Annotated in this window: 22 protein-coding genes and 2 pseudogenes; 17 read left to right on the top strand and 7 right to left on the bottom strand. The window is 38.4% G+C overall.

Features of this window, described 5'->3' with window-relative positions; genetic code table 11:
* Window positions 1-46: 46 nt before the first annotated feature.
* Both AC5WOE_RS12915 and AC5WOE_RS12910 read right to left on the bottom strand, forming a co-directional pair.
* Window positions 47-622, bottom strand: a complete 576-nt coding sequence (locus AC5WOE_RS12915) for a hypothetical protein (RefSeq protein ID WP_496048983.1) — start codon at window positions 620-622, stop codon at window positions 47-49.
* 375 nt (window positions 623-997) lie between these two features.
* Window positions 998-1621 carry a hypothetical protein gene (locus tag AC5WOE_RS12910; protein WP_496052742.1) on the bottom strand — a complete coding sequence of 208 codons (624 nt, stop codon included), beginning with the start codon at window positions 1619-1621 and terminating at the stop codon, window positions 998-1000.
* 173 nt (window positions 1622-1794) lie between these two features.
* Between AC5WOE_RS12910 and AC5WOE_RS12905 the strand changes: the two genes are divergently transcribed.
* The 3 genes and pseudogenes from AC5WOE_RS12905 (at window position 1795) to AC5WOE_RS12895 (ending at window position 3801) form a co-directional block, all read left to right on the top strand.
* Window positions 1795-2196, top strand: coding sequence for a hypothetical protein (locus AC5WOE_RS12905; RefSeq protein WP_496048981.1), 402 nt, complete (start codon window positions 1795-1797; stop codon window positions 2194-2196).
* A 287-nt stretch (window positions 2197-2483) separates the two neighbouring features.
* Window positions 2484-2834: pseudogene (locus AC5WOE_RS12900) on the top strand (manganese catalase family protein); the annotation flags it as partial.
* 421 nt (window positions 2835-3255) lie between these two features.
* Window positions 3256-3801 carry a hypothetical protein gene (locus AC5WOE_RS12895; protein ID WP_496048980.1) on the top strand — a complete coding sequence of 182 codons (546 nt, stop codon included), beginning with the start codon at window positions 3256-3258 and terminating at the stop codon, window positions 3799-3801.
* 193 nt (window positions 3802-3994) lie between these two features.
* Here the strand turns inward: AC5WOE_RS12895 and AC5WOE_RS12890 are convergent.
* Window positions 3995-4192: pseudogene (locus AC5WOE_RS12890) on the bottom strand (transposase domain-containing protein); the annotation flags it as partial.
* Between the two features lie 239 nt (window positions 4193-4431).
* Between AC5WOE_RS12890 and AC5WOE_RS12885 the strand changes: the two are divergent.
* The gene (locus tag AC5WOE_RS12885; protein ID WP_496048979.1) at window positions 4432-4554 is read left to right on the top strand and encodes a DUF8602 domain-containing protein; all 123 of its coding nucleotides are present in this window, start codon (window positions 4432-4434) and stop codon (window positions 4552-4554) included.
* Window positions 4538-4888 (top strand): hypothetical protein, encoded by a 351-nt coding sequence (locus AC5WOE_RS12880; protein WP_496048978.1) that lies wholly within the window; start codon window positions 4538-4540, stop codon window positions 4886-4888. Before AC5WOE_RS12885 ends, AC5WOE_RS12880 begins: the two co-directional genes overlap by 17 nt.
* A 184-nt stretch (window positions 4889-5072) precedes the next feature.
* Here the strand turns inward: AC5WOE_RS12880 and AC5WOE_RS12875 are convergent, their stop codons facing one another.
* On the bottom strand, window positions 5073-5747 hold the full coding sequence (locus AC5WOE_RS12875; protein ID WP_496048977.1) for a TetR/AcrR family transcriptional regulator: 675 nt from the start codon (window positions 5745-5747) through the stop codon (window positions 5073-5075).
* 161 nt (window positions 5748-5908) lie between these two features.
* Between AC5WOE_RS12875 and AC5WOE_RS12870 the strand changes: the two genes are divergently transcribed.
* From AC5WOE_RS12870 to AC5WOE_RS12845, 6 genes are all read left to right on the top strand, one after another.
* Window positions 5909-6874 (top strand): aldo/keto reductase, encoded by a 966-nt coding sequence (locus AC5WOE_RS12870; protein ID WP_496048976.1) that lies wholly within the window; start codon window positions 5909-5911, stop codon window positions 6872-6874.
* Window positions 6875-7256: 382 nt separating this feature from the next.
* The gene (locus AC5WOE_RS12865) at window positions 7257-7715 is read left to right on the top strand and encodes a RapZ C-terminal domain-containing protein (RefSeq protein WP_496048975.1); all 459 of its coding nucleotides are present in this window, start codon (window positions 7257-7259) and stop codon (window positions 7713-7715) included.
* 260 nt (window positions 7716-7975) lie between these two features.
* Entirely contained in the window at window positions 7976-8203 is a 228-nt protein-coding gene (locus AC5WOE_RS12860) for a hypothetical protein (protein ID WP_496048974.1), read from the top strand.
* Between the two features lie 348 nt (window positions 8204-8551).
* Window positions 8552-8956 (top strand): hypothetical protein, encoded by a 405-nt coding sequence (locus AC5WOE_RS12855; RefSeq protein WP_496052741.1) that lies wholly within the window; start codon window positions 8552-8554, stop codon window positions 8954-8956.
* A 101-nt stretch (window positions 8957-9057) separates the two neighbouring features.
* A complete protein-coding gene (locus AC5WOE_RS12850; RefSeq protein ID WP_496048972.1) occupies window positions 9058-9243 on the top strand; it encodes a hypothetical protein in 186 nt (61 codons plus the stop codon).
* Window positions 9244-9980: 737 nt separating this feature from the next.
* Window positions 9981-10277: a hypothetical protein gene (locus AC5WOE_RS12845; protein ID WP_496048971.1), complete on the top strand. Its 297-nt coding sequence runs from the start codon at window positions 9981-9983 to the stop codon at window positions 10275-10277.
* A 141-nt stretch (window positions 10278-10418) separates the two neighbouring features.
* Here the strand turns inward: AC5WOE_RS12845 and AC5WOE_RS12840 are convergent, their stop codons facing one another.
* Together AC5WOE_RS12840 and AC5WOE_RS12835 are read right to left on the bottom strand one after the other, a co-directional pair.
* Window positions 10419-10748, bottom strand: a complete 330-nt coding sequence (locus AC5WOE_RS12840; RefSeq protein ID WP_496048970.1) for a hypothetical protein — start codon at window positions 10746-10748, stop codon at window positions 10419-10421.
* 132 nt (window positions 10749-10880) lie between these two features.
* Window positions 10881-11264 carry a MerR family transcriptional regulator gene (locus tag AC5WOE_RS12835; protein ID WP_496048969.1) on the bottom strand — a complete coding sequence of 128 codons (384 nt, stop codon included), beginning with the start codon at window positions 11262-11264 and terminating at the stop codon, window positions 10881-10883.
* A gap of 136 nt (window positions 11265-11400) precedes the next feature.
* On the opposite strand from AC5WOE_RS12835, the gene AC5WOE_RS12830 reads away from it, so the two are divergent.
* Entirely contained in the window at window positions 11401-12162 is a 762-nt protein-coding gene (locus tag AC5WOE_RS12830; protein WP_496048968.1) for an SDR family NAD(P)-dependent oxidoreductase, read from the top strand.
* Window positions 12163-12390: 228 nt separating this feature from the next.
* On the opposite strand, the gene AC5WOE_RS12825 is transcribed toward AC5WOE_RS12830, so the two are convergent.
* On the bottom strand, window positions 12391-13854 hold the full coding sequence (locus AC5WOE_RS12825; RefSeq protein WP_496052740.1) for a DHA2 family efflux MFS transporter permease subunit: 1464 nt from the start codon (window positions 13852-13854) through the stop codon (window positions 12391-12393).
* A gap of 123 nt (window positions 13855-13977) precedes the next feature.
* Between AC5WOE_RS12825 and AC5WOE_RS12820 the strand changes: the two genes are divergently transcribed.
* The 5 genes from AC5WOE_RS12820 (at window position 13978) to AC5WOE_RS12800 (ending at window position 19818) form a co-directional block, all read left to right on the top strand.
* Window positions 13978-14862 (top strand): LysR family transcriptional regulator, encoded by an 885-nt coding sequence (locus AC5WOE_RS12820; RefSeq protein ID WP_496048966.1) that lies wholly within the window; start codon window positions 13978-13980, stop codon window positions 14860-14862.
* A 337-nt stretch (window positions 14863-15199) separates the two neighbouring features.
* Window positions 15200-16153: a sugar kinase gene (locus AC5WOE_RS12815; protein WP_496052739.1), complete on the top strand. Its 954-nt coding sequence runs from the start codon at window positions 15200-15202 to the stop codon at window positions 16151-16153.
* Window positions 16154-16209: 56 nt separating this feature from the next.
* A complete protein-coding gene (locus AC5WOE_RS12810; RefSeq protein ID WP_496049434.1) occupies window positions 16210-17571 on the top strand; it encodes a PTS transporter subunit EIIC in 1362 nt (453 codons plus the stop codon).
* A 52-nt stretch (window positions 17572-17623) separates the two neighbouring features.
* Window positions 17624-19267, top strand: coding sequence for a hypothetical protein (locus AC5WOE_RS12805; RefSeq protein ID WP_496052738.1), 1644 nt, complete (start codon window positions 17624-17626; stop codon window positions 19265-19267).
* A 53-nt stretch (window positions 19268-19320) separates the two neighbouring features.
* The gene (locus AC5WOE_RS12800) at window positions 19321-19818 is read left to right on the top strand and encodes a PTS sugar transporter subunit IIA (protein WP_496048963.1); all 498 of its coding nucleotides are present in this window, start codon (window positions 19321-19323) and stop codon (window positions 19816-19818) included.
* Window positions 19819-19897 lie beyond the last annotated feature (79 nt).

The following is a 19897-nucleotide window of genomic DNA, read 5'->3' as shown; positions in this document are numbered from 1 at the left end:
TTGCCGTTTTTACAACATTTCTTCTTCTTTCATTTCTTTTGTGTTTTTAAACATGAGGGGGCTGACTTGTTTTCTGATTCTGTTTTAACTTTGCTTGAGAGTTGGGATGCATACCTCTTTTGTATTTTTTCTCTGGGAAAGTTCTATCAAGGTCTATGTCGTTATGTTGTGGTTGATCCCATGAATCTATATCTGGTGGCTCATACCGAAATACCTTCAATTTCGCTTTCTCGGTTTTTTTTTCGAGTTCTTTGTTATAATTAATCTTTAATTTTTTTCCGCCTTGTTTTGCTTGTTCGATCTGATGCTTGGGAAGTTCCCAAGCAATGATCCAATCATGAATAGCATCATTCATTTGTATTTCGTCAGGAACGAGAGTGCGTGGGAGAATGGGATGGTTTGTTTTCAATATGCTCCACAATTTTCTCCAGAAGCTTTTTTCCTCTTCTTCATCCTCACCCGCATCTTCCATCTCATATATGGTTATATATTTCTTTCTTGATATTCGACTTGGAAATACCATTGTTTCTACAGCTACAACTGCAAGATAATTTCCATAGTCTGTGTCCAACTCAATTTCTTCTTCCTCTACTAAGGTATGTTGGTCTTTGTAGTATCTCATGCCATTTGTTCAGCCTTCACTCTTTTGATGGCCTTTTCTGCTCAGTTCTTTTTTACGCCTGCAATATCCATTAGACCTCGGATGGAAGGATGTTTGCCTTTTGTTTTTATATATTGAATAGCTGTTTGGTAAGTATGTTCGTCAATGTCTAAGAAGTCTTCTGTGGTGTCTTCTTCATCAAGTAAGTAATTAATTCGATTTGCTATTTTTGTCCGAGGTGTCCGGTGTCCGTTTTCTGTCTGGAGTGTCTGTCCGTTGATGGTGTCCGGAGTGTCCGGAATTTTTAAAGTGTCCGTTTTGTTCTCTGTTTGCTCCAGTGTCTGAGTGTCCGAAACTGTCTGGAATTTATTTTTGTCCGAACTGTCCGGATCAAGATTAATGCCCGTTTCTAGTGTTCGTCCGCTGCTGTCCGAACTGTCTGTTTTTGTTTGTCCGAGTGTCCGAAGGCTTATATTTTCTACTATCTGGCTGCCGGACTGTCCGAAGTGGACTGTCTGAGTGTCCGAAATAGTTTCTTGTTTGATAGTCCATGATGTTCGAGTCGGTCAGTGTCCGAGTGTCCGTTATGATGTCTGTGTCCGAAAGTGTCTGAGTGTCTGAACTGTCCGTAGGTGTCCGTTTTTCGTTTAATCCGACTTGTAAAGAATGACTCACAACCGCTTCTGCAATTAGCATTAAAATTGGAATTGCGATACCTATACCAATTGCTTCATTTCCTTTCCCGAATCCACTCGATACATTTGAATATCCCACGATTAACACACCTGCATATAACGCAATCCGAGGAGCAGAATACCATTTCACCTCAATTCGTTTTATTTTGGAGTGGAAAATATTAATGGTGCCCAAGGCAAATATTCCTTCACCCAAAAAGGTTCCCACATGGGCGGAATAACTTAAATATGATCCTCTTTCGAGTAGATCATATGTATGCCAATAGGATAAGTAGATGGCTGCTGCAAAGAGCAGGGCACCAAATATGAAATTGAATATACGCATTAAATTTTAGTCTCCTTTTTCTTACGAAGGGAATGTTGAAGCATATAAAAATGAGCTAAAAGATCAAGTGAAAAAACGTAGATTAAATACCATAGAGTTAAACGGTTGTGGTAGAAATAAGGTATAATGTTATGGATAGCTTGCCGCCGATTGTCTAAGAGAAAGGAACCCTTGTGGATTACCGTGATGCCTCATGGGATATCGAAAGGTATCGGAACGATGCTGGTGCGTTTCTGAATCTCCTTGAAGATGCTTCTTGGGATGATTCAAGTATCATGCCGATGAATGCATGCTTCTTCGTCTGGGGACTGGGCTCCATCCTCAATGACCAGAAAGTTATCCGATTGAGCAGTACTGTCATGAAGCTACTTGCGGAATGCTTTGCTGGTAAAGAGCTTCCACTTCCATATACTGATATGGAAGTGTCTCAGGATGAGCTGAACGAGATCTTGTCCAAGGTAATTAACCTTCGAGATGATCTGGACGAGTACCCAGAACCTGAAGACATCATGATCTATCCGACAGGACTCGTGATCCGAAGCATCATTCGTGAACTCAGGGATGCTCATTCTTAGTGCAGTTGGAGGGCTAGACAGATCGAGAGGAAAGCAACTCGATCTGTCACCTAATAAAATGAATCCTAGTTGAAGAGATCGGTTTTCATAACAGGGGAATCAGTCCGAGAAAATAACAACAATGATATAGATGTTTCAAACCTCCCTTTCCATCGATAGAAGGGAGGTTGTTGAAGTTAATTACTTTCATAAAAATCCTCCGTTACATTGATGCAATTACCCAGCATATAGTTATAAGCATTCAAATAACTTCTATGTAAAGGCTTAAAAAGTGTACCTATAATGTAATGGTTAATAAATTAACAAAAGATGCGACAAAAGAGCAGATCAAGGCAGCAGGATTAGAAGAACATTATGTCAATCATGATTTATCATTGTTTTATCAAAGTGCTGCTGGAAATCCGTTTACTGCTACATACATACAATCCAAAGGCGATCCGATCGCAGATCTGTATGAAGATATTGCCGCAGAAGAGAAGGCGAGAGCTACATACCAATGGTTAATTGATTTATCCGATGACCCTGATATCAATGATGCACTCAAGTTTTTGAGGGAAAGAGAAATCGTACATGCACAACGATTTCGTGAGGCAGTGGAGTTGGTAAAGGAGTATCAGGGGCAAAAGAAGTTTTTTTAGATGGGTCATTTGGTTGGTCAAATTCTATATCTTAAAAAAGCTATTGTTGGGTCAGGATACGGACAATAGTTTTTTTAATGTTCCCGAATCTGGCTTAAGGTGTTTGGTTCAGATTCGCCAACATTCCCAAATGATGGAGGTCAGATCGAACAGACGGAAATTGATTATAACCAGTATCTAGAGCTTATTTAGTCCAGCACAGAATAAAATTGGAGTAAAAAAATATGCCAAAGCGCCCTCTAAAGTAAGCGTCAGATAATCCCCACCTGTTAATCTGTAATAGCAGGGGTTTTTTTATTTTTACAGGTACTAGTCCATGTCTTGTTAAAAATCTTTTAATTCGTCTTCGATTCATTTTTCTGGAATTTTGTATTATAATTTTCTTAAATTCATCGTTACGCCTCCTGGAGAGAACATTCATATGTACACCGGTTTTGTCGTCATGAAGAAGAACGCTGTCGTCACTTCGAAGCGTCGCGGAAACCGTTCGCACGTCTTCCTTCTGACGCTGGCATCTTCGGCACCGCTTCAGAAGGTGTTCGAAAACCTCCCCACGTGGGGCAAGATCGCGAGTCTTCCGCACTCGGATTTTCGTGGTGAACTGCTGAAGACGATCAGCTACATGGACAACCTCAAGCAGGATCTGTCCACCCTCACTCCTCTGGAGCTCACCCCCAAGGAGTTCGAGATCTTCCAGCGACTGCGGAAGAATCTCCCCGAGTCGGCTGTAACCTCATCCGAACTTTCCCGTGTGGTTGGGGAGTACTTCACCGGCGAGAAGAAGCAGCAGGTTGCCATGTTCCTGTGGGACTTCTACGCCCTCAACCACAATGCGTGGAGCCGTACCTACGATGTCCGTTCGGACATCAAGTGTGAGGAGGATGGGATGGACATGTCGACCCCAGCACTCATGTCTGCTCTCAGCGTCCTCCTTCCTTCACGGGAGGAGATGGAGCAGGTGGCGTAACGCAACCCGTGTGGGTGAGTGAATCTTCGGATTCGCTCCTCACACGGCCACAAAATGAAACGGATACGATTCATATAAATTTAGAAAAAACTCCCTTGTTTTGTAAAAGGGAGTTTTTCGTATGACGGATTGTAGTATGAAGTGAGACACCTAAAGAAGGAACTAAAAGCAAGACTTATTCTGTAACGATCCACTAGTTATTCTCATCTGGAACACGGCACTGATCCGGGATGAATGGAGACCAAGGGAGGATAACATCTAACTTACTTGGATCTTGGATATCTAGTTGTGGGAGTTCCTCAAATAAATAGGTCAAATAGGCGAAAGGATGGAGTCCATTTTCTTTTGCTGTTTCGATGATGCTATAGACAATGGCACTGGCGTTTGCTCCAATATCTACCATCTAAAAATCCCCTTCATCGCTGATGTTAGGGAGATTCTCTCATGCTATTGGCAGTGTGGGAAGGTGGGTAATATTGATCGCTTACCCCGAATCTGGCTTAAGGTGTTTGGTTCAGATTCGCCAACATTCCCAAATGATGGAGGTCAGATCGAACAGACGGAAATTGATTATAACCAGTATCTAGAGCTTATTCAGTCCAGCACAGAATAAAATTGGAGTAAAAAAATATGCCAAAGCGCCCTCTAAAACCATGTAGTAAAGCGGGATGTAATGAGCTGACACATAACAGGTACTGCAATGACAACCAAGTATCAGAGTCACAGAGGCACGAACGTGATCGAGTTCGATAGTATGGAATTGTATCATGATCTCTGCATGGAGATAGATATTATAACGATAAGAATTAAAAACTTAGAAAATGAGTATAAATACTGGTTGAAGGTTGCTATGAAATCCAAACCACCATATACACCGTTGGATAATTGTTTACGTAGGATCGATGAGATACGAGAAAAGATTCAGAAGTATAATGAACTGTTACAGGAGAAAGAAAGAGCAAAAAAAGCCATTGAAAGATGCATGTCTGAGTTTGAAACATTGGAGTCAAAAGTGGCTTATTTAAGGGATGTAAAAAGGATTACACTTCCTGAGATCGCTTCTGATTTAAATTTTAGTTATAGCTGAATTAAGAAATTGAGTATGAAAACAACTACAAGAAAAAGACAGAAAATGAAAGTGACATAACCAAAGGGTATAAGGAGTAATATGATTCAGTTCTTTTTGAGTCCTTGAAGAAAAAGAAAAAGTTCAATTGCCCAGTACTTAAAATAGGGTAACTGAACTTTTTTTCGAAACTTCCGAATGCTTGCTAGTATAGCATTTTAGATATTTTTTGGGCTAAGTGATTAATTCTAGGCATTACAAGAGAATCATCTACAGTAGAAAGTTTTTCTGGTTTAAAGAGTTGTAATTTTTTCATCTCATAAAAATCGAAAAGCATTTGTTCAATTGTCAATTGGTTTTTCATCAAATATTTGATGTCAAGCAATGTATGTAACATTTCATCCTGTAAAATCAAGAGTTTTCCATTGATATTCTTATTGAAGACACCATGTTCCTTTCCTGCTTTAAAAAAAGCTAATAACTGCTTTTCGCGATTTTGGATGGTGTCCCAAAGTTTATCGTACATGAATGGATAAGTGTTCTGTAGGTCTTTCAGAAAATTATCCGTGATAAAAAGTGCAAGTGAGACAGATTGCTCGAACAATTCTTGAAATTTTGTTGCATATAGAGATTCCTCTTTAGGGAGGTCTGTAGGCATATCTTCAATATACTGCACGAATCCGTTAGTGATTTTATGGAATACATCCTCTTTCGTAGGAAAATACTTATATAGTGTTGCTCTACTAATATCCATAATTTCCGCGAATTCGTCCATACGTAATGTCTGAAATCCATATTTTCTTACACTTTGCATTAGCTTTAAAATAAGTTCATCTTGTTTTTTTGTGAATTTGTCATTGGAAGTACCTTTATCAGCCACCGTGTTTCCTCCTTATTTTCTATATTATATCAAAAATCACTATTAGCTAATACGAAACATATAAAATAGACTAGAAAGATATTTTTTGTATTTTTTATTATAAAAACATGATACACTATCCATGTAGTTAAATCGTCTATCTTTAAAGGAGAGGTTACAAAATGAAGACTAGAAAACTAGGTAATAGTAATATAGAGGTTTCATCTATTGGATTAGGACTCATGGGAATGTCTCCAGGAATTTATGGAAGCATTAATGATGAAGAATCAATTAAAACGATACATTGTGCAATGGAACTTGGAGTTACTTTACTAGATACAGCTGACACTTATGGCAATGGACATAATGAGGAACTTCTAGGTAAGGCTTTAGCAGGTCATCGGGAAAAGGCCATTGTTGCTACCAAGTTTACGTTTGGACCGAATTGGGAGTTCATCGGTGGTCATCCAGATTACGTAAAAAAAGCAATTGATGCAAGTTTGCGACGCTTAGGTCTTGATTATATTGATTTGTATTATCAGCATCGTGTAGATCCTAATGTTCCGATCGAGGAAACAGTTGGAGCAATGGCTGATTTAGTTCAAGCAGGGAAAGTTCGTTATCTGGGTCTTTCTGAAGCAGGGGCAGCCACCATTCGCCGAGCACATGCGGTTCATCCTATTTCCGCACTACAAACGGAATACTCTATTTGGAGCAGGGATATAGAAGAGGGGATTCTTCCTGTCTTAAGAGAACTTGGCATTACTCCTGTGGCATATAGTCCTCTGAGCAGAGGTTTTATTTCAGGGGAATTACGCAAGTTTGAAGATCTAGAACCGAATGACATGCGTAGATATTTGCCACGTTTCCAAGGCGAAAATTTCCAAAAAAATGTGGACATAGTGGATAAGCTTCAGGAAATAGCAAAGGAAAAAAACTGCACGGTTCCGCAGCTTGCATTAGCTTGGACAATAACGAAAGGTGCGTTGCCAATTCCAGGTACGAAACGGATAAAATATCTGGAAGAAAATGTTGGAGCTATAGATATCGATTTTACTCAAGAAGAGCTTAAACAAATTGAAGCAGTTAGTCCAGAGAACGCTGTACATGGTGGACGTTATGAAGATATGAGCACAGTTAATCTATAAGAATTAATAGAAATGAGAGTTTTGTAGGATTTAAAGCAATGAGACCTTCGTTATGTAAACTAAACTTAGAGTATAACGTTTTCGGAAAGAGTGAACCAAAAAGGAACTAATGGGTTGATTTATCCGTGTTATTATAGGAGTAACAAATTTTAACATACAACTCCTCGGTATAGCAGGTGCGATTAGGGAATGCCTAGTCGCTCTTGTTATTTTAATTTATAGGAGTGATAGGCTTATAAATATAGAGAGTAACTATAGACAATGTGAATGTAAGTATGTAAGAGGTATTAACTGAACATGAGATTTTCTTCCAAAAATTCTTATTATATATTATAGTTAAACCAGTAGGATTATTTTGACCCTGCAACCTTGAAGGAGAGCCTTGTCTAGGGCTAAAGGTGTACAGATCAAGATCATCTCATTTGGCTTCCTCCACGGCGAGGAGCCTGATGGACATCTGAAGTACGACTTGCGCCACCACTTTCGCGACCCGCATGTCAACCGTGAGCTACGTTACATGACTGCTCACGATGCTCCGGTTCGTGCAGCAGTGATGAGTACGCCTGGTATCAAGCAGCTTCTTGCTGCGATGGCTGCTTCGATCGAGTCCTTCATCTCAGGACCGAGTAGTGAGCACCAGCCGATCCTCGTTTCAATCGGGTGCGCGGGTGGGCGTCATCGCGCAGCAACAACTGCGTTGGCACTCAAGGCGATCATGAGTGGTGATGTGCTGGGAGCGGCTGAGCTTGGTATTGCTGAACTCGCTGAGCAGTACGTTGATCGTGGTCTGAGCGTCGAGTTGACACACCGTGATCTGACCAAGGACGTTGTCGAACGCTGATCGAATTCTCTACAGAGAAAGATTTCAGCAAGCAGAATCGATGAAGTCAATTAGGGTCATCCTCCCATTGTAGGTAAAACACTTTTCGTGTCAGCATACTTCTAGTGTGCGCCTATGATGGGAGACTCGTAAATTATATCCCAACAATATATAAAACCATTGTGATAGAGTTTAAAGATTTAATCACTTGCGAGAAAAAAATAAATTTTATGCCACTCATTTGAGTGGTATTTTTTGTACCTTTTAAAGGGCGAAGTTATATGAAACCAACAGTAGGTAGAATCGTATACTACAAATCTTATGGAACACCTAATGGGAAGTATAGAAGCGAGGATCGTGCAGCTATAGTCACAGGAGTAGTGGATGATACAACCGTTCATTTAGCAGTATTAAATCTAACAGGGATGTTCTTTAATCAAAATGTGAAGCAAGGTAATAGCGGAGGTTGCTGGGATTGGATGCCTTATCTAAAAGCAAGGGGCGATTAGGATGAAGCCTAGTCGCTCTTGCAATTTGTTTATTTATTTTTTGATACAGAATGTACAACAGAAGATATTACTAGCTTTAAAAGCAGTCTGATGGGATGTCAAAGGACACCCCGCCAGAGAGCGGATGACTGATCAGATCAGGCAAAGAGAGTGGAATGCATTTCCTCAGCGAACCCGATGACCTTCAAGGATTCCGGGGAAGAAATGTCATCGTCTTGTAGCTGCTTAAGGGCCTAGAATCAGCATCTGGCGACTGAGGAGCAGCGCACCCATATATGTAATATCAATGGAAAGATACAAAGCATATACTGACAAGTGACTATTGATTACAGAGTGGAGGAACTCAACATGTATGATGTTCATGTTGACCAAGAAATGAAGTCTCATCCTGTTATTGTTAAGGTTAAACAAGTTGCCCCAAATCAGATTTCTATCAAATATGATCAACCCACTGATTTAAAATCTGCAACAACGATATCAAATTATTGGATTAGAAGTAATGGAGGTCCTGATGGCATTGCAAGTTTGGGGATGTCTGAAACACTTATGAAATCAAATGCAATACGATTGGATATGGGAAGGATAGCACCTGTTGGCAATTCAAAAAGAAGATTTATCATGACGTTTAGATCGAGTGCTATGTCAGGAGTTTTATATGTAGTGCTTCCGTGTTTTGTGAACTTAGAAGGAAGAACAGGTTATGGAGGAGCAAATTGGGATGCCTATAGTAGGAATATGTTTATTGGAATGTAGTTCAGAGTAACCTTGTCATTCATCTAAACAAATGGACTGCTCACATCATTTTATCGTGGTTCTAGGTCTTAAGGGAGGTTAAACCTTTTTAGGTGATAGCAATGTTTAACTTCGAGATTCATAATGACAGGCGAATTCAAGAGCTGTCTTCAAGAGTTGCTGATGCGATCCGTCAAGGTGTGAAAGATGTAGCTGATGAGACACATGATAAAGCTGGACCAAATTCACCTGTAGAACCGCTGCTAGTCAAAAAAACGGAGAAGATAGAGTTGAATATAAGAGGATAAAATCAAGTGACCGATTGGTTTCATCTAAAGACAAAACCAATCGGTCTTTGTTCCAAGAATAGATGTTAGGTGTTCTACCTGCCAGCCATTCCCGGACAGTTGATGTCAGTGTGGCCACCGTTGGTTCCACCACACTGATCGCATGTACCACCAGGCATGTTCTCTCTTTTCTCGATGTCTACAATTAGTACAATTGTAAATTACCATTATATTTGATTAAAATCAACAAAATAAAAAAGCGAAGGTTTCCCCTCTTTTGATTCTTTTCATAAGGAGTAAATAACCCATTGTTAATTTACAACTTGGAAACAACTTGTATATTTTTTTGAAAAAAACGATCAGTAGAATAAACATGAATCAGAAGTGGGGATATTGATTCCCATCCAACTATCTTGGAGAAGATATGTCGGGTACGGATGGTCATGTAGGACGTCATGTAACCAAGAAGACTGACTGCCCTGAGGAAGTAACCGGGAAAGAGGAGAGGAACCTTGAAACCCTGAGGGAAGCGAGGAAGGACCTGAACCATCCTCTTCTGCGGGCAGCTCTCGGAAAGAAACCCGCATCCGACAACTGATTTCTAGCTCCTGAGGGAGCACTGTGACCTGCTGATATCTTCCGGATGTCGGCAGGTCGCTCTACTTTTACACACCCAAGATACTAAAATTTATAAATATGTTTCTATATATTGTGTAGTAAAATGAAATTCAAAGAAGTAGTAAGCCTAGGAGGTTTAGGTGAAATTTCGTCCTTTCGAAGGCAAGAAAGATGATACGACGCAAGATGATGAGGCGTTCCAAGAAAGTGCTACAGCCGTGGCAACATCAACACTAGTAGAGAGTATGTACGATTTATCCATTGCATCTGAGTATAATTTAGTAGGTAAACGTAGTAGCAAACACACGGATGCAATATGTGAAACGATAGCAAAATTGATGGAGCAGAATGTAAATTTTGTCATCCTTGCAAAAAGTGGTGTGGATATGAAAATATTACGGAAGACGTTGAATGATGTGTTATCTGAGGATAAATAAAAAAGAGAGGCATATAAGAAGTGGTGTAATTAGGATGATTGATTTATAATAAAAAGGCGATCTTGTGCGGATCGCCTAACAAATATTGATGATGTTTACTTTTAATCACCTAATGGATCACCATTACCACCATAAAAGCGATTATTCATGTGAGACACCCTCCTTTATTTTATGGTAAAGGAAGAAATGATAATACTTGAATTTTTCTTCGTTTCTACTTTCATAAAAATCACATAGTTTAATTAGGTTGTCAACTGAAACCGCATTATTATCATTTATATTTGATATGATTTCATCGGCAGTTTGGAAGAGTTCATTTGATTTTTTCAATTTCCCAAGTGTAATCAAAGCATCGATGTGATAACTTTTGTCTTTGTTATGAATTGATTGAAATATTTCAACAGCAGAAGACAGTTGTTCCTCTGCTTTTTTTGTTTTCCCCAGTGAAATCAATAGTTTCCCGTAATGCAAGCGTGTTATTCCAACCCTCTCAGGATTGTTGGAAACATACTCTCTGAATGCAAAAGATTTCCTATATCGGGTTTCCGTTTCCTCTGGTTGATTTAGAGCGAAATGTATTTAATTTTGGGCAAAAAGATCCATTTAATATGCTTTTGTAACTAAATCATGCCTTTTCAGAATCATTTCTTTATAAGAAGTAATTTTATGTTCTAACATTTTATTTGTTTCTTCCAGTATCTTTAACTGGGTTTCGATCAAACTTTTATGATCTTCTAATAGTTTTAATCGGTTTAATACTGTATGTTCCCCATCTTTATACAAGTAGGCATATTCTTTTATTTTTGTGATTGGCATTTTCGTCTCTTTTAATTTTAAAACAAATTTTAGCCATTGAAGGTGTGCTTCCGTATATTTTCTTTCTCCGCGTTCATTCCGATTTGGAAGAATGATATTTTCTTTTTCATAGTAACGTAATGTATGTGTACTTAATCCTATTAGTTGTGCCACTTCACCAATGGTATACATAAAAACCTCCATATTTTGCCGATAATACTCAGTGTGAAAAATGCTTGACTTAGAGTTTGCTTTAACCAGTATGATAATCCACATCAACGAACAATCAATTTCTGTTAGTATACACAAAATATTAGGAGGAAATAAAATGAAAAAATATACGGTTATTACAGGTGCAAGTTCAGGGATAGGTTATGAAACAGCGCTTGCTTTTGCTGCTCGTGGAAAAAATTTAGTTATTGCGGCACGTAGAACGAATGAACTTGAAAAACTAAGGTCAGAAATTTCGAAAGTAAATGCTGAATTAGATGTCGTTATAAAAACAGTTGATTTATCTAATACGAAAAATGCTTATACATTGTATGAAGATTTAAAAGAATACGAAATAGAAACTTGGATTAATAATGCAGGGTTTGGCAATTTTGCAACAGTGGAAGATCAAAATTTAACTAAAATTGAGACAATGCTTAATTTAAATATTGAAACCCTAACTATTTTAACTTCTCTTTATGTGCGTGACTATTCAACAGTCGAAGGAACTCAATTAATTAACATTTCATCAGGTGGAGGATACACGATTATTGGAAATGCAATCACATACTGTGCTTCTAAATTCTATGTAAGTGCCTTTACTGAAGGACTCGCACATGAATTAAAAGAAAAAGGTGCAAGCATGCAAGCAAAAGTATTAGCTCCTGCTGCAACTGAAACTGAATTTGCGAAAGTATCGAGAGACTTGAAAGAAAATGTTAAACTTGAAGGACTACTTCCAAAATATCATACCGCTAGGGAAATGGCTGGATTTATGCTTGATCTTTACGATAGTGAAAAAGTAGTAGGGATTGTCGATGGTCTTACCTATGAATTTCATTTGAAAGATCCAATTTATCCTTATGCAGTGAGAATATAATAAGGTTGATTAAAAACTGACATCAGAAAGTTAGATGATGTCAGTTTTTGATTCAATTCAATCATTTTATAACTTGTCCTACAGCTTGAAATAGTATCCTCTGAACAAATGAAGTAATTTGGAGCACCTTTTTTTAATTATTTTGATGGCAAGTCTCTTATATAACTTCTATTTTTAAAAGCAAATGACACCAAGAACATAAATGTAGAAAAGTCATGCTTTTGAAAGTTAGCCAGATTGTTCAGCATTTTTCACTTCTCTAATATGGTGTTTCTTTTGTTGAGCTCGCATTAAGAATATTCCTAGTACTAATGAAATGCCTAGGAATATCGCGAAAAAATGAAATCCCATATTGGTAGCATAAATAAATATGCTTTTGGATTTGGCATCTAATATTTTTCCTGATTCAGAAAACATTTTCGAAACATCGATCGACGAGCTGACCAATTGTACAATCAAGAGTGCAAGTGATTGACTGATTGCTCGACACATGTTGTAGATGGTCCAAAACATGCCTGAAGCGGAACCTATTTGCTCGGGAGGAGCAGCTGATAATACCGCTTTCGCAAGGGACGGCCATGAAAGACCTGTCGCAGCAGATATGATCAAAAGAGGGATAATGACAGCTGCGTTTGACAACTGGGTGCCAAGTTGTCCTAATAATAACAAAGAAATTCCAATTAGGGATGATCCTAACAGAATCATACTCACTGTGCCAAATCGGTCAGCCAGTTTACCACCTATTGGACCTGTAAAAAGTTGAGGAGCAGATAATGGTATTAATAATAACCCTGTTTCCAATGCACTGAGGTGCTGCGCTCCTTGTAAATACAAGGTAAGCAAAATAGTGACAGAGAAATAACCGATACAGTAGCTCATTGTGATACCAAGTCCAAGAGTATATTTTCGATTACTTAAGAGACTTAAATGGAACAAAGGATGCTTAGAATGTAGTTCAATGTATACAAAAAGAGCCCAAGAAATTAGCGTTCCTATGAACAAGCCTAGAATACTTCCTGATGTCCAGCCCCAAGTTGATCCTTCTGACAAAGTAACAAGAAAAGCAACCAATCCAGAACCGAAAGTCATAATACCCAGCCAATCAGTCTTCTCTCTCGCCTCCTTTGAAGTATTTTCTAAAATGAAAATAGCTGCGATCAAGCAGATGATCCCAATCGGTACGATAACGAAGAAAATGGAGCGCCATCCAAACTCGCCTATCAGTGCTCCACCGAGTACTGGTCCAATGAGTGATCCAGTCACCCATGAAAGATTATTGATGCCTAGAGCAAATCCAAGTTGATTTGGTTGAAAAGTACGTATAAGAATTGGAGTGGCTGTTGCCATTGCCATTGCGGCACCTGTCCCTTGGAAAAGTCGAGCAGCAATTAATGTTGAACCAGAAGTCGCCAGCCCACAAAAAACAGTAGCGAGGGTAAACAAGGTGAACCCCCATAAAAAAATACGTTTGGTGCCAAACATGTCCGACCATCGCCCGGATGGAAGTAAAAATACGGTATTGGTTATAAAGAATGAAGTAATCGTCCACATACCTGTATCAATTGAGACTTGCAAATCTTTTACGATCGGTTGCAGACCAATTACCACGATAGTTGCATCTAAGTTTGTGATAAAAGAAACGAAGGTAATGACAGATAAAATAGCCCATTTATTGGGTTGTTCAAGAGACATTTTGCTTCCTCCAATGATATTCAAACTTCTATAGACAATATACAGCCGTTTGAATATCATGTAAAATGATTAAAAATAATATAAAAAATCATTTTTAGTGATTTATAGAGAGGAGAAGAAACTTTGGAGAATAATGATTTGCGAATTTTTCGTGCAGTCGCCCATGAAGGAAGCATTACCAAAGCTGCACAAACGCTGGGTTATGTTCAATCAAATGTAACTGCCAGAATGCAGCAGCTGGAGGCGGAATTAAAAACCCCACTTTTTTATCGGAAACGAGGGGTGGTGTTGACGCCGTCAGGAGAGAAACTATTGATCTATGCTGAGCGTATTTTGCAATTACTAGATGAAGCTCATAAAGCGCTAAATGATGATTTAGAACCGTCAGGTCGATTGGCGATTGGTGCATATTACACGGTATCTGCTATCCACCTTCCAAACATTTTAATGAACTTTCATACCATCTATCCTCAGGTGGAACTTTCACTCGCAACCGATATTTCCATGATACTCATAGAAAAGATAAACCACTTTCAACTAGATTGTGCATTTGTCGCATCTTCAGTAAAGGATGATCATATTGTGGAGGAACTTGTTCATGAGGATGAACTTTTGTTAATTTCAAATCCTGCAAATGAAGACATCAAAGATATATGCAAGCAACCCTTTCTCATGAATACCAAAGGGTGTTTTCACCGTGAACGATTGGAGAGCTGGTTAAATTTGAATGGAATTACTTCTATTCGATACATGGAATTCAATCAAATGGAAGCTATCCTAGGTGGAGTGATGGCTGGACTTGGTTCCTCACTCGTTCCAAAGTCTGCCGTTGAATCATACCTAAAAAAAGGAGAACTGCGATCTTTTCCCCTTCCTCGAGAATATGGTCTCGCAAGAACATATCTCATTCGTCATAAAGACAGTATTGTTACAAGCGCTTTTTCAAAATTTATGGAGTTACTCAAAAGAAGCCAGCTTTATAATCAACCTAACACAATTTCTAAATAAAGGGTTCATTTGTATCTTTTAGATAGGTCATTATCTTAAAAAAGCTATTGTTGGGGCAGGATGTGGACAATAGCTTTTTGTGATTTTTTGTTAAAAATCAATCGATAAATACAGCCTTGAATCAAATGATACGATGATCCAAAAAGTGTTGATAGTATCGAGCTCCGCATCAAGTTTATTTATCGTAACATTCCACCTTGACACGCACTTACATATAAAATAGACTGGAACCAAACCGATTTACTAAACCGATTTAGTAAATCGGTTTATAAAAAAAGATGGAGAGGAAGAACGGGATAGCTAAAGTGAAAAAGTCTGAAGAATGGAGAGAATTAATTTGAGCAGTTTGGATGTCATCACATTCGGTGAAGCAATGGCTATGTTTATTGCAGATGAACCTGGTCCCTTACACGAAGTTGCTCAATTTTCGAGAGATCTGGCTGGTGCCGAAGTGAATGTAGCAATTGGACTTAGCAGATTAGGTTTAACGACAGGATGGGTTAGTAAAGTGGGAGCTGACTCTTTTGGGGATTTTATTTTAAAACGGCTCAAAGATGAAAGCGTTGACACGAATCAAGTAACCGTAGATGATCGTTACCCCACTGGATTTCAAATCAAATCACAAGTCTTGGCAGGTGATCCTGAGATTGAGTATTTTCGGAAAGGATCAGCAGCGTGTTATATGGGATCAGGGGATTTTCCGGAAGACTATTTTATTAATGCAAGACATGTTCATATGACTGGGATTCCGTTAGCTATCTCGGAAGATATGAGAGAATTCTCCTATAAAGCATTGGAGTTTATAGAGAATAACGGGAAATCGATATCCTTTGATCCAAATTTACGTCCTGCTCTTTGGAAATCGAGAAAAGAAATGATTCATGTGGTGAATGAGTTTGCGGTTAGATCTAATTATGTTCTTCCTGGAATAGAAGAAGGAAAAATATTGACTGGCTATCAAGAGCCTCGTGATATCGCTTCCTTCTATTTAGCAAAAGGAGTACAGCTTGTAATGGTAAAACTCGGGAAAGAAGGTTCCTATTATAAGTCATTAAAAGAAGAAGGAATGATTTGTTCGTTTCCTGTAAATAAAGTAGTTGACACAGTTGGTGCCGGGGATGGATTTGCTGTAGGGGTAATCAGTTCCTTACTAGAAAAGCGTTCCATTGAAGAAGCTGTAAAACGGGGAAATGCGATGGGGGCTTTAGCAGTGCAATCGATTGGAGATCATGCTGGTTATCCAACAAAGCTGCAACTACAGGAATTTATGGAAAAACATAATGTCGGATAGAATCTGATTTCTAGTGATTTGGCACTAGAATTGTTGTACAAAAAGCAAAGGGAGGGATCGTTTTGAGAGAGCAAAAAGTCGCTGATGAAATTTTGAAAAGTATTGGTGGAAAAGATAATGTGAAATCTGTAGAGCATTGTGCAACACGGTTACGATTAGTTCTAGTTGATAAATCAATTATTGATGATAAGGCTATTGAAAATATTGATGGTGTGAAAGGACAATTTTTTGCAGCAGGACAGTATCAAATTATTCTTGGAACTGGCTTCGTAAATAAGGTGTATGATGCATTTGTAAACGGAGATACAAGTCTGGAAAAGGACAATAAAGAAGAAGTTTATAAGGAAATGAATGTATTAGAAAAGATCTCCAGAGTCTTAGGGGATGTATTTATACCTATTATCCCGGTATTGGTGGCAACTGGATTATTTATGGGGTTGAGGGGATTTATTACAAGTCTAGGGATTGAGCTGAATCCTACATTTTTAACTTTTACTCAAGTTTTAACTGACACTGCTTTTGCATTCTTACCAGTTCTTGTTTGTTATTCGGTTATGAAGAAATTTGGCGGTTCCCCGGTTATCGGTATTATCATTGGACTGATGTTGGTTGCTCCACAACTTCCGAGTGCTAACGACGTTGCAAAAGGGACAGCAGAACCTATCTTATTATCGATTTTAGGTATGCATATTCCCGTGACGGGATATCAAGGTTCTGTATTGCCAGCTCTATTAATTGCGATATTAGCAGCAAAACTTGAAAGACGATTGAGGAAAATCATTCCAGATACTTTGGATTTAATTGTTACACCATTTTTGACACTTTTGATAAGTATTGTAAGTGGTTTACTGATTATTGGGCCCCTCATGCATGGTGTAGAAGCTTTTATCCTATATGTTTTTAAATTATTACTCACTCTTCCATTTGGCATAGGTGGAGCAATAATAGGTTCCTTGGATCAAGTTATTGTAACTACAGGAGTACATCATGTGTTTAAAGCCTTGGAGATAGAACTATTAGCAAAAACAGGTGCAAATCCATTTAATCCACTTGTATCAGGTGCTATTGCTGCTCAAGCTGGAGCTGCATTAGCCGTAGTATTTAAGACCAAAGATAAAAAGAAAAAGTCTCTCTATATGTCTTCAACCATTCCAGCGTTTTTAGGTATTACAGAGCCAGCAATTTTTGGTATTAACTTGAGGCTTATTAAACCATTTTTCTTTGGTTGCATTGGTGGCGGTGTTGCAGGGGTGTTTTCGTCAATCGTAGGTTTGAAAGCAACAGGATTGGCTATAACGGTTATTCCAGGAGCCCTGTTGTATTTAAATGGTCAACTTCCCATGTATATCGTTGCCGTCTTGATTGGTTTGGTCGTTGCATTTACTTTGACTTTCCTTTTCTTTAAGTCTAAAGAGTAGTAATTTCCGTTAAAGATGCAGTTTGCTTCTATTGGAAGGAAGGGAGATAACGATGGATCGTTTGTATAACAATATAAAATTGCCAGCGCCTTGGCCTCCAAAATACAAGGAACAGACACTAGACCAACCTCTGGAAGTTCCATATTTGAAGCGAAAACCAGCAGTGATAAACATTGATATTGGTAGACAGTTATTTGTAGATGATTTTCTGATTGAGGAAAATAATTTGACAAGAGAATTCCACCAACCCAAGGTATCGAATAAACCCATTTTCGAACCCAAAACACCTCTAGAAATGAATGATGGCTATTATCCTTGTGCTTGTCCGTTTAACGACGGGATCTTTTACGATGATGAGGATCAGAAATTTAAAATGTGGTATCACGCGGGTTGGTTTAATGGTGTAGGATATGCGGAAAGTGAAGACGGAATAAATTGGATTCGACTAAAAGAGTTATATCCCGATAGAGAATCTGAGAGCGTAATCCCTCACGAATTCGGGACAATTAGAGATGGAGCAGCAGTCTGGATTGATTATGATGCTAAAGATTTTAATGAAAGATACAAGATGTTGGTCTTTTTTCGCAAGTATGATTTTGAGATAAAGTACTATCACCAAAAACCAAAACATGCTCATGATGTTCCAGGATCTGTCCCGCCAAAGGAAGAAGCAGTTTTGTTTAAATCTGCAAATGGCATTGATTGGGAAAAAGCAGGGACCGTTGGGCCTTGTGGTGATAATACAGCTTTTTATCACAATGCCTTCACAAAGAAATGGACTTTCAGTTTGCGAACATTCTCATCTCTTGATAGTAGAATTCGAACGAGAGGGTTGTATGAAACGGATGATTTCTTTGGAGGTACAAACTGGACTCCAGACGATATTCAATTCTGGGCTAGAACGGACATTTATGATTCACCTGATCCAGAGATGGGATATTACACACAACTTTATGATGTAAGTGCTACTCCATATGAAAGTCTGATGCTGGGTGTCTTCTCTGTTTTTATGGGACCACCAAACAATATCAGCGGGCAAAAAGGTACACCAAAAATCAATGATTTGAAATTAGCTTATAGTAGAGATGGATTTCATTGGGATAGACCTTCTTATGACAATTTTATAGCTTCATCACGAAAAAAAGGTAGTTGGAATTATGGTTATTTGCATGCAGTGAATGGTGTTTCCTTAGTGGTTGAAGATCAGATATATTTCTATTTCTCCAGCTTCTCAGGCAATTCTCCTAAGTTAGGTTCACACAAGTATGCTGGGGGAAATCTTGGTCTTGCAACTCTAAGAAGAGATGGTTTTGCTTCTTTGACTGACCATGGAGAGGGTGGAGAAGTTCTAACAACGAAATTAGAATTTAATGGGAAACATCTATTTGTTAATGCTTCTTGTGAATCGGGAAGTATTCATGCAGAAATATTGGATGAGAACTCAAATGTCATCGATGGTTTTGGTAAATCTGATTGTGTTCCTATCTCTACAGACAGTACAAAGGTTGAAATCGTATGGAAGAAAAGAAAATTAGAAGAATTGAATAACCAAGTAATAAAAATCCGATTTCATCTAAATGAAGCAAGCATGTATTCTTTTTGGATAGCTTCTGATAAAGATGGTCATAGTAATGGATTCATGGCAGCTGGAGGTCCTGGATTTTGTAAAGGACGCGATGTGGCTGAACCAAAATAAGATAAAAAATGGAGGAAGTTTACTTCATTCATACTGATCAATGGAGGGGCAATATGTTTAAAAAGCTTTTTGGTTTTCAATCAGAAGGTAATCAGGAAGAAGTATTGTATTCACCAATACTAGGACGTTTACTAAAAATAGAAGAAGTTCCAGATCCGACATTTTCCAAAAAAATGCTGGGAGAAGGATTAGCTATTGAACCAACAGAAGGAAAAGTAACTGCTCCTGTTGATGGAGAAATCATACAAATATTCCCAACTAAACATGCGATAGGCATCCGATCACAAACCGGCTTGGAAATCTTAATTCATATTGGCTTGGAAACGGTAAATATGAAAGGCGAAGGTTTCATTGTATTTGTTAAAGAAGGAGATCAAGTGAAGGTCGGTGATAACTTGATCAATTTCTCATTAGATTTAGTGAAAGAACAGGCAGAAAGCTGCATTACACCGATGGTTATTACAAATTCGGAAAAAATTGAAGCGATAGAACCTTATTCAAAGGAACATAATGGGAAAAAGGCTTTATGGAAGGTGAAAGTAAAAAGATAAGCAGTCTTTTCTTGATATTTTGGTTGACAGAGTACTACAAAAGGACTATTGAAAAGCACCTCTTCAATCGACCATAAGA

It is taken from the genome of Shimazuella sp. NTD248 (genome assembly GCF_059510395.1).
The sequence above is the reverse complement of the archived record's forward strand: the minus strand, read 5'-3'. Positions and strand labels throughout refer to the sequence as shown.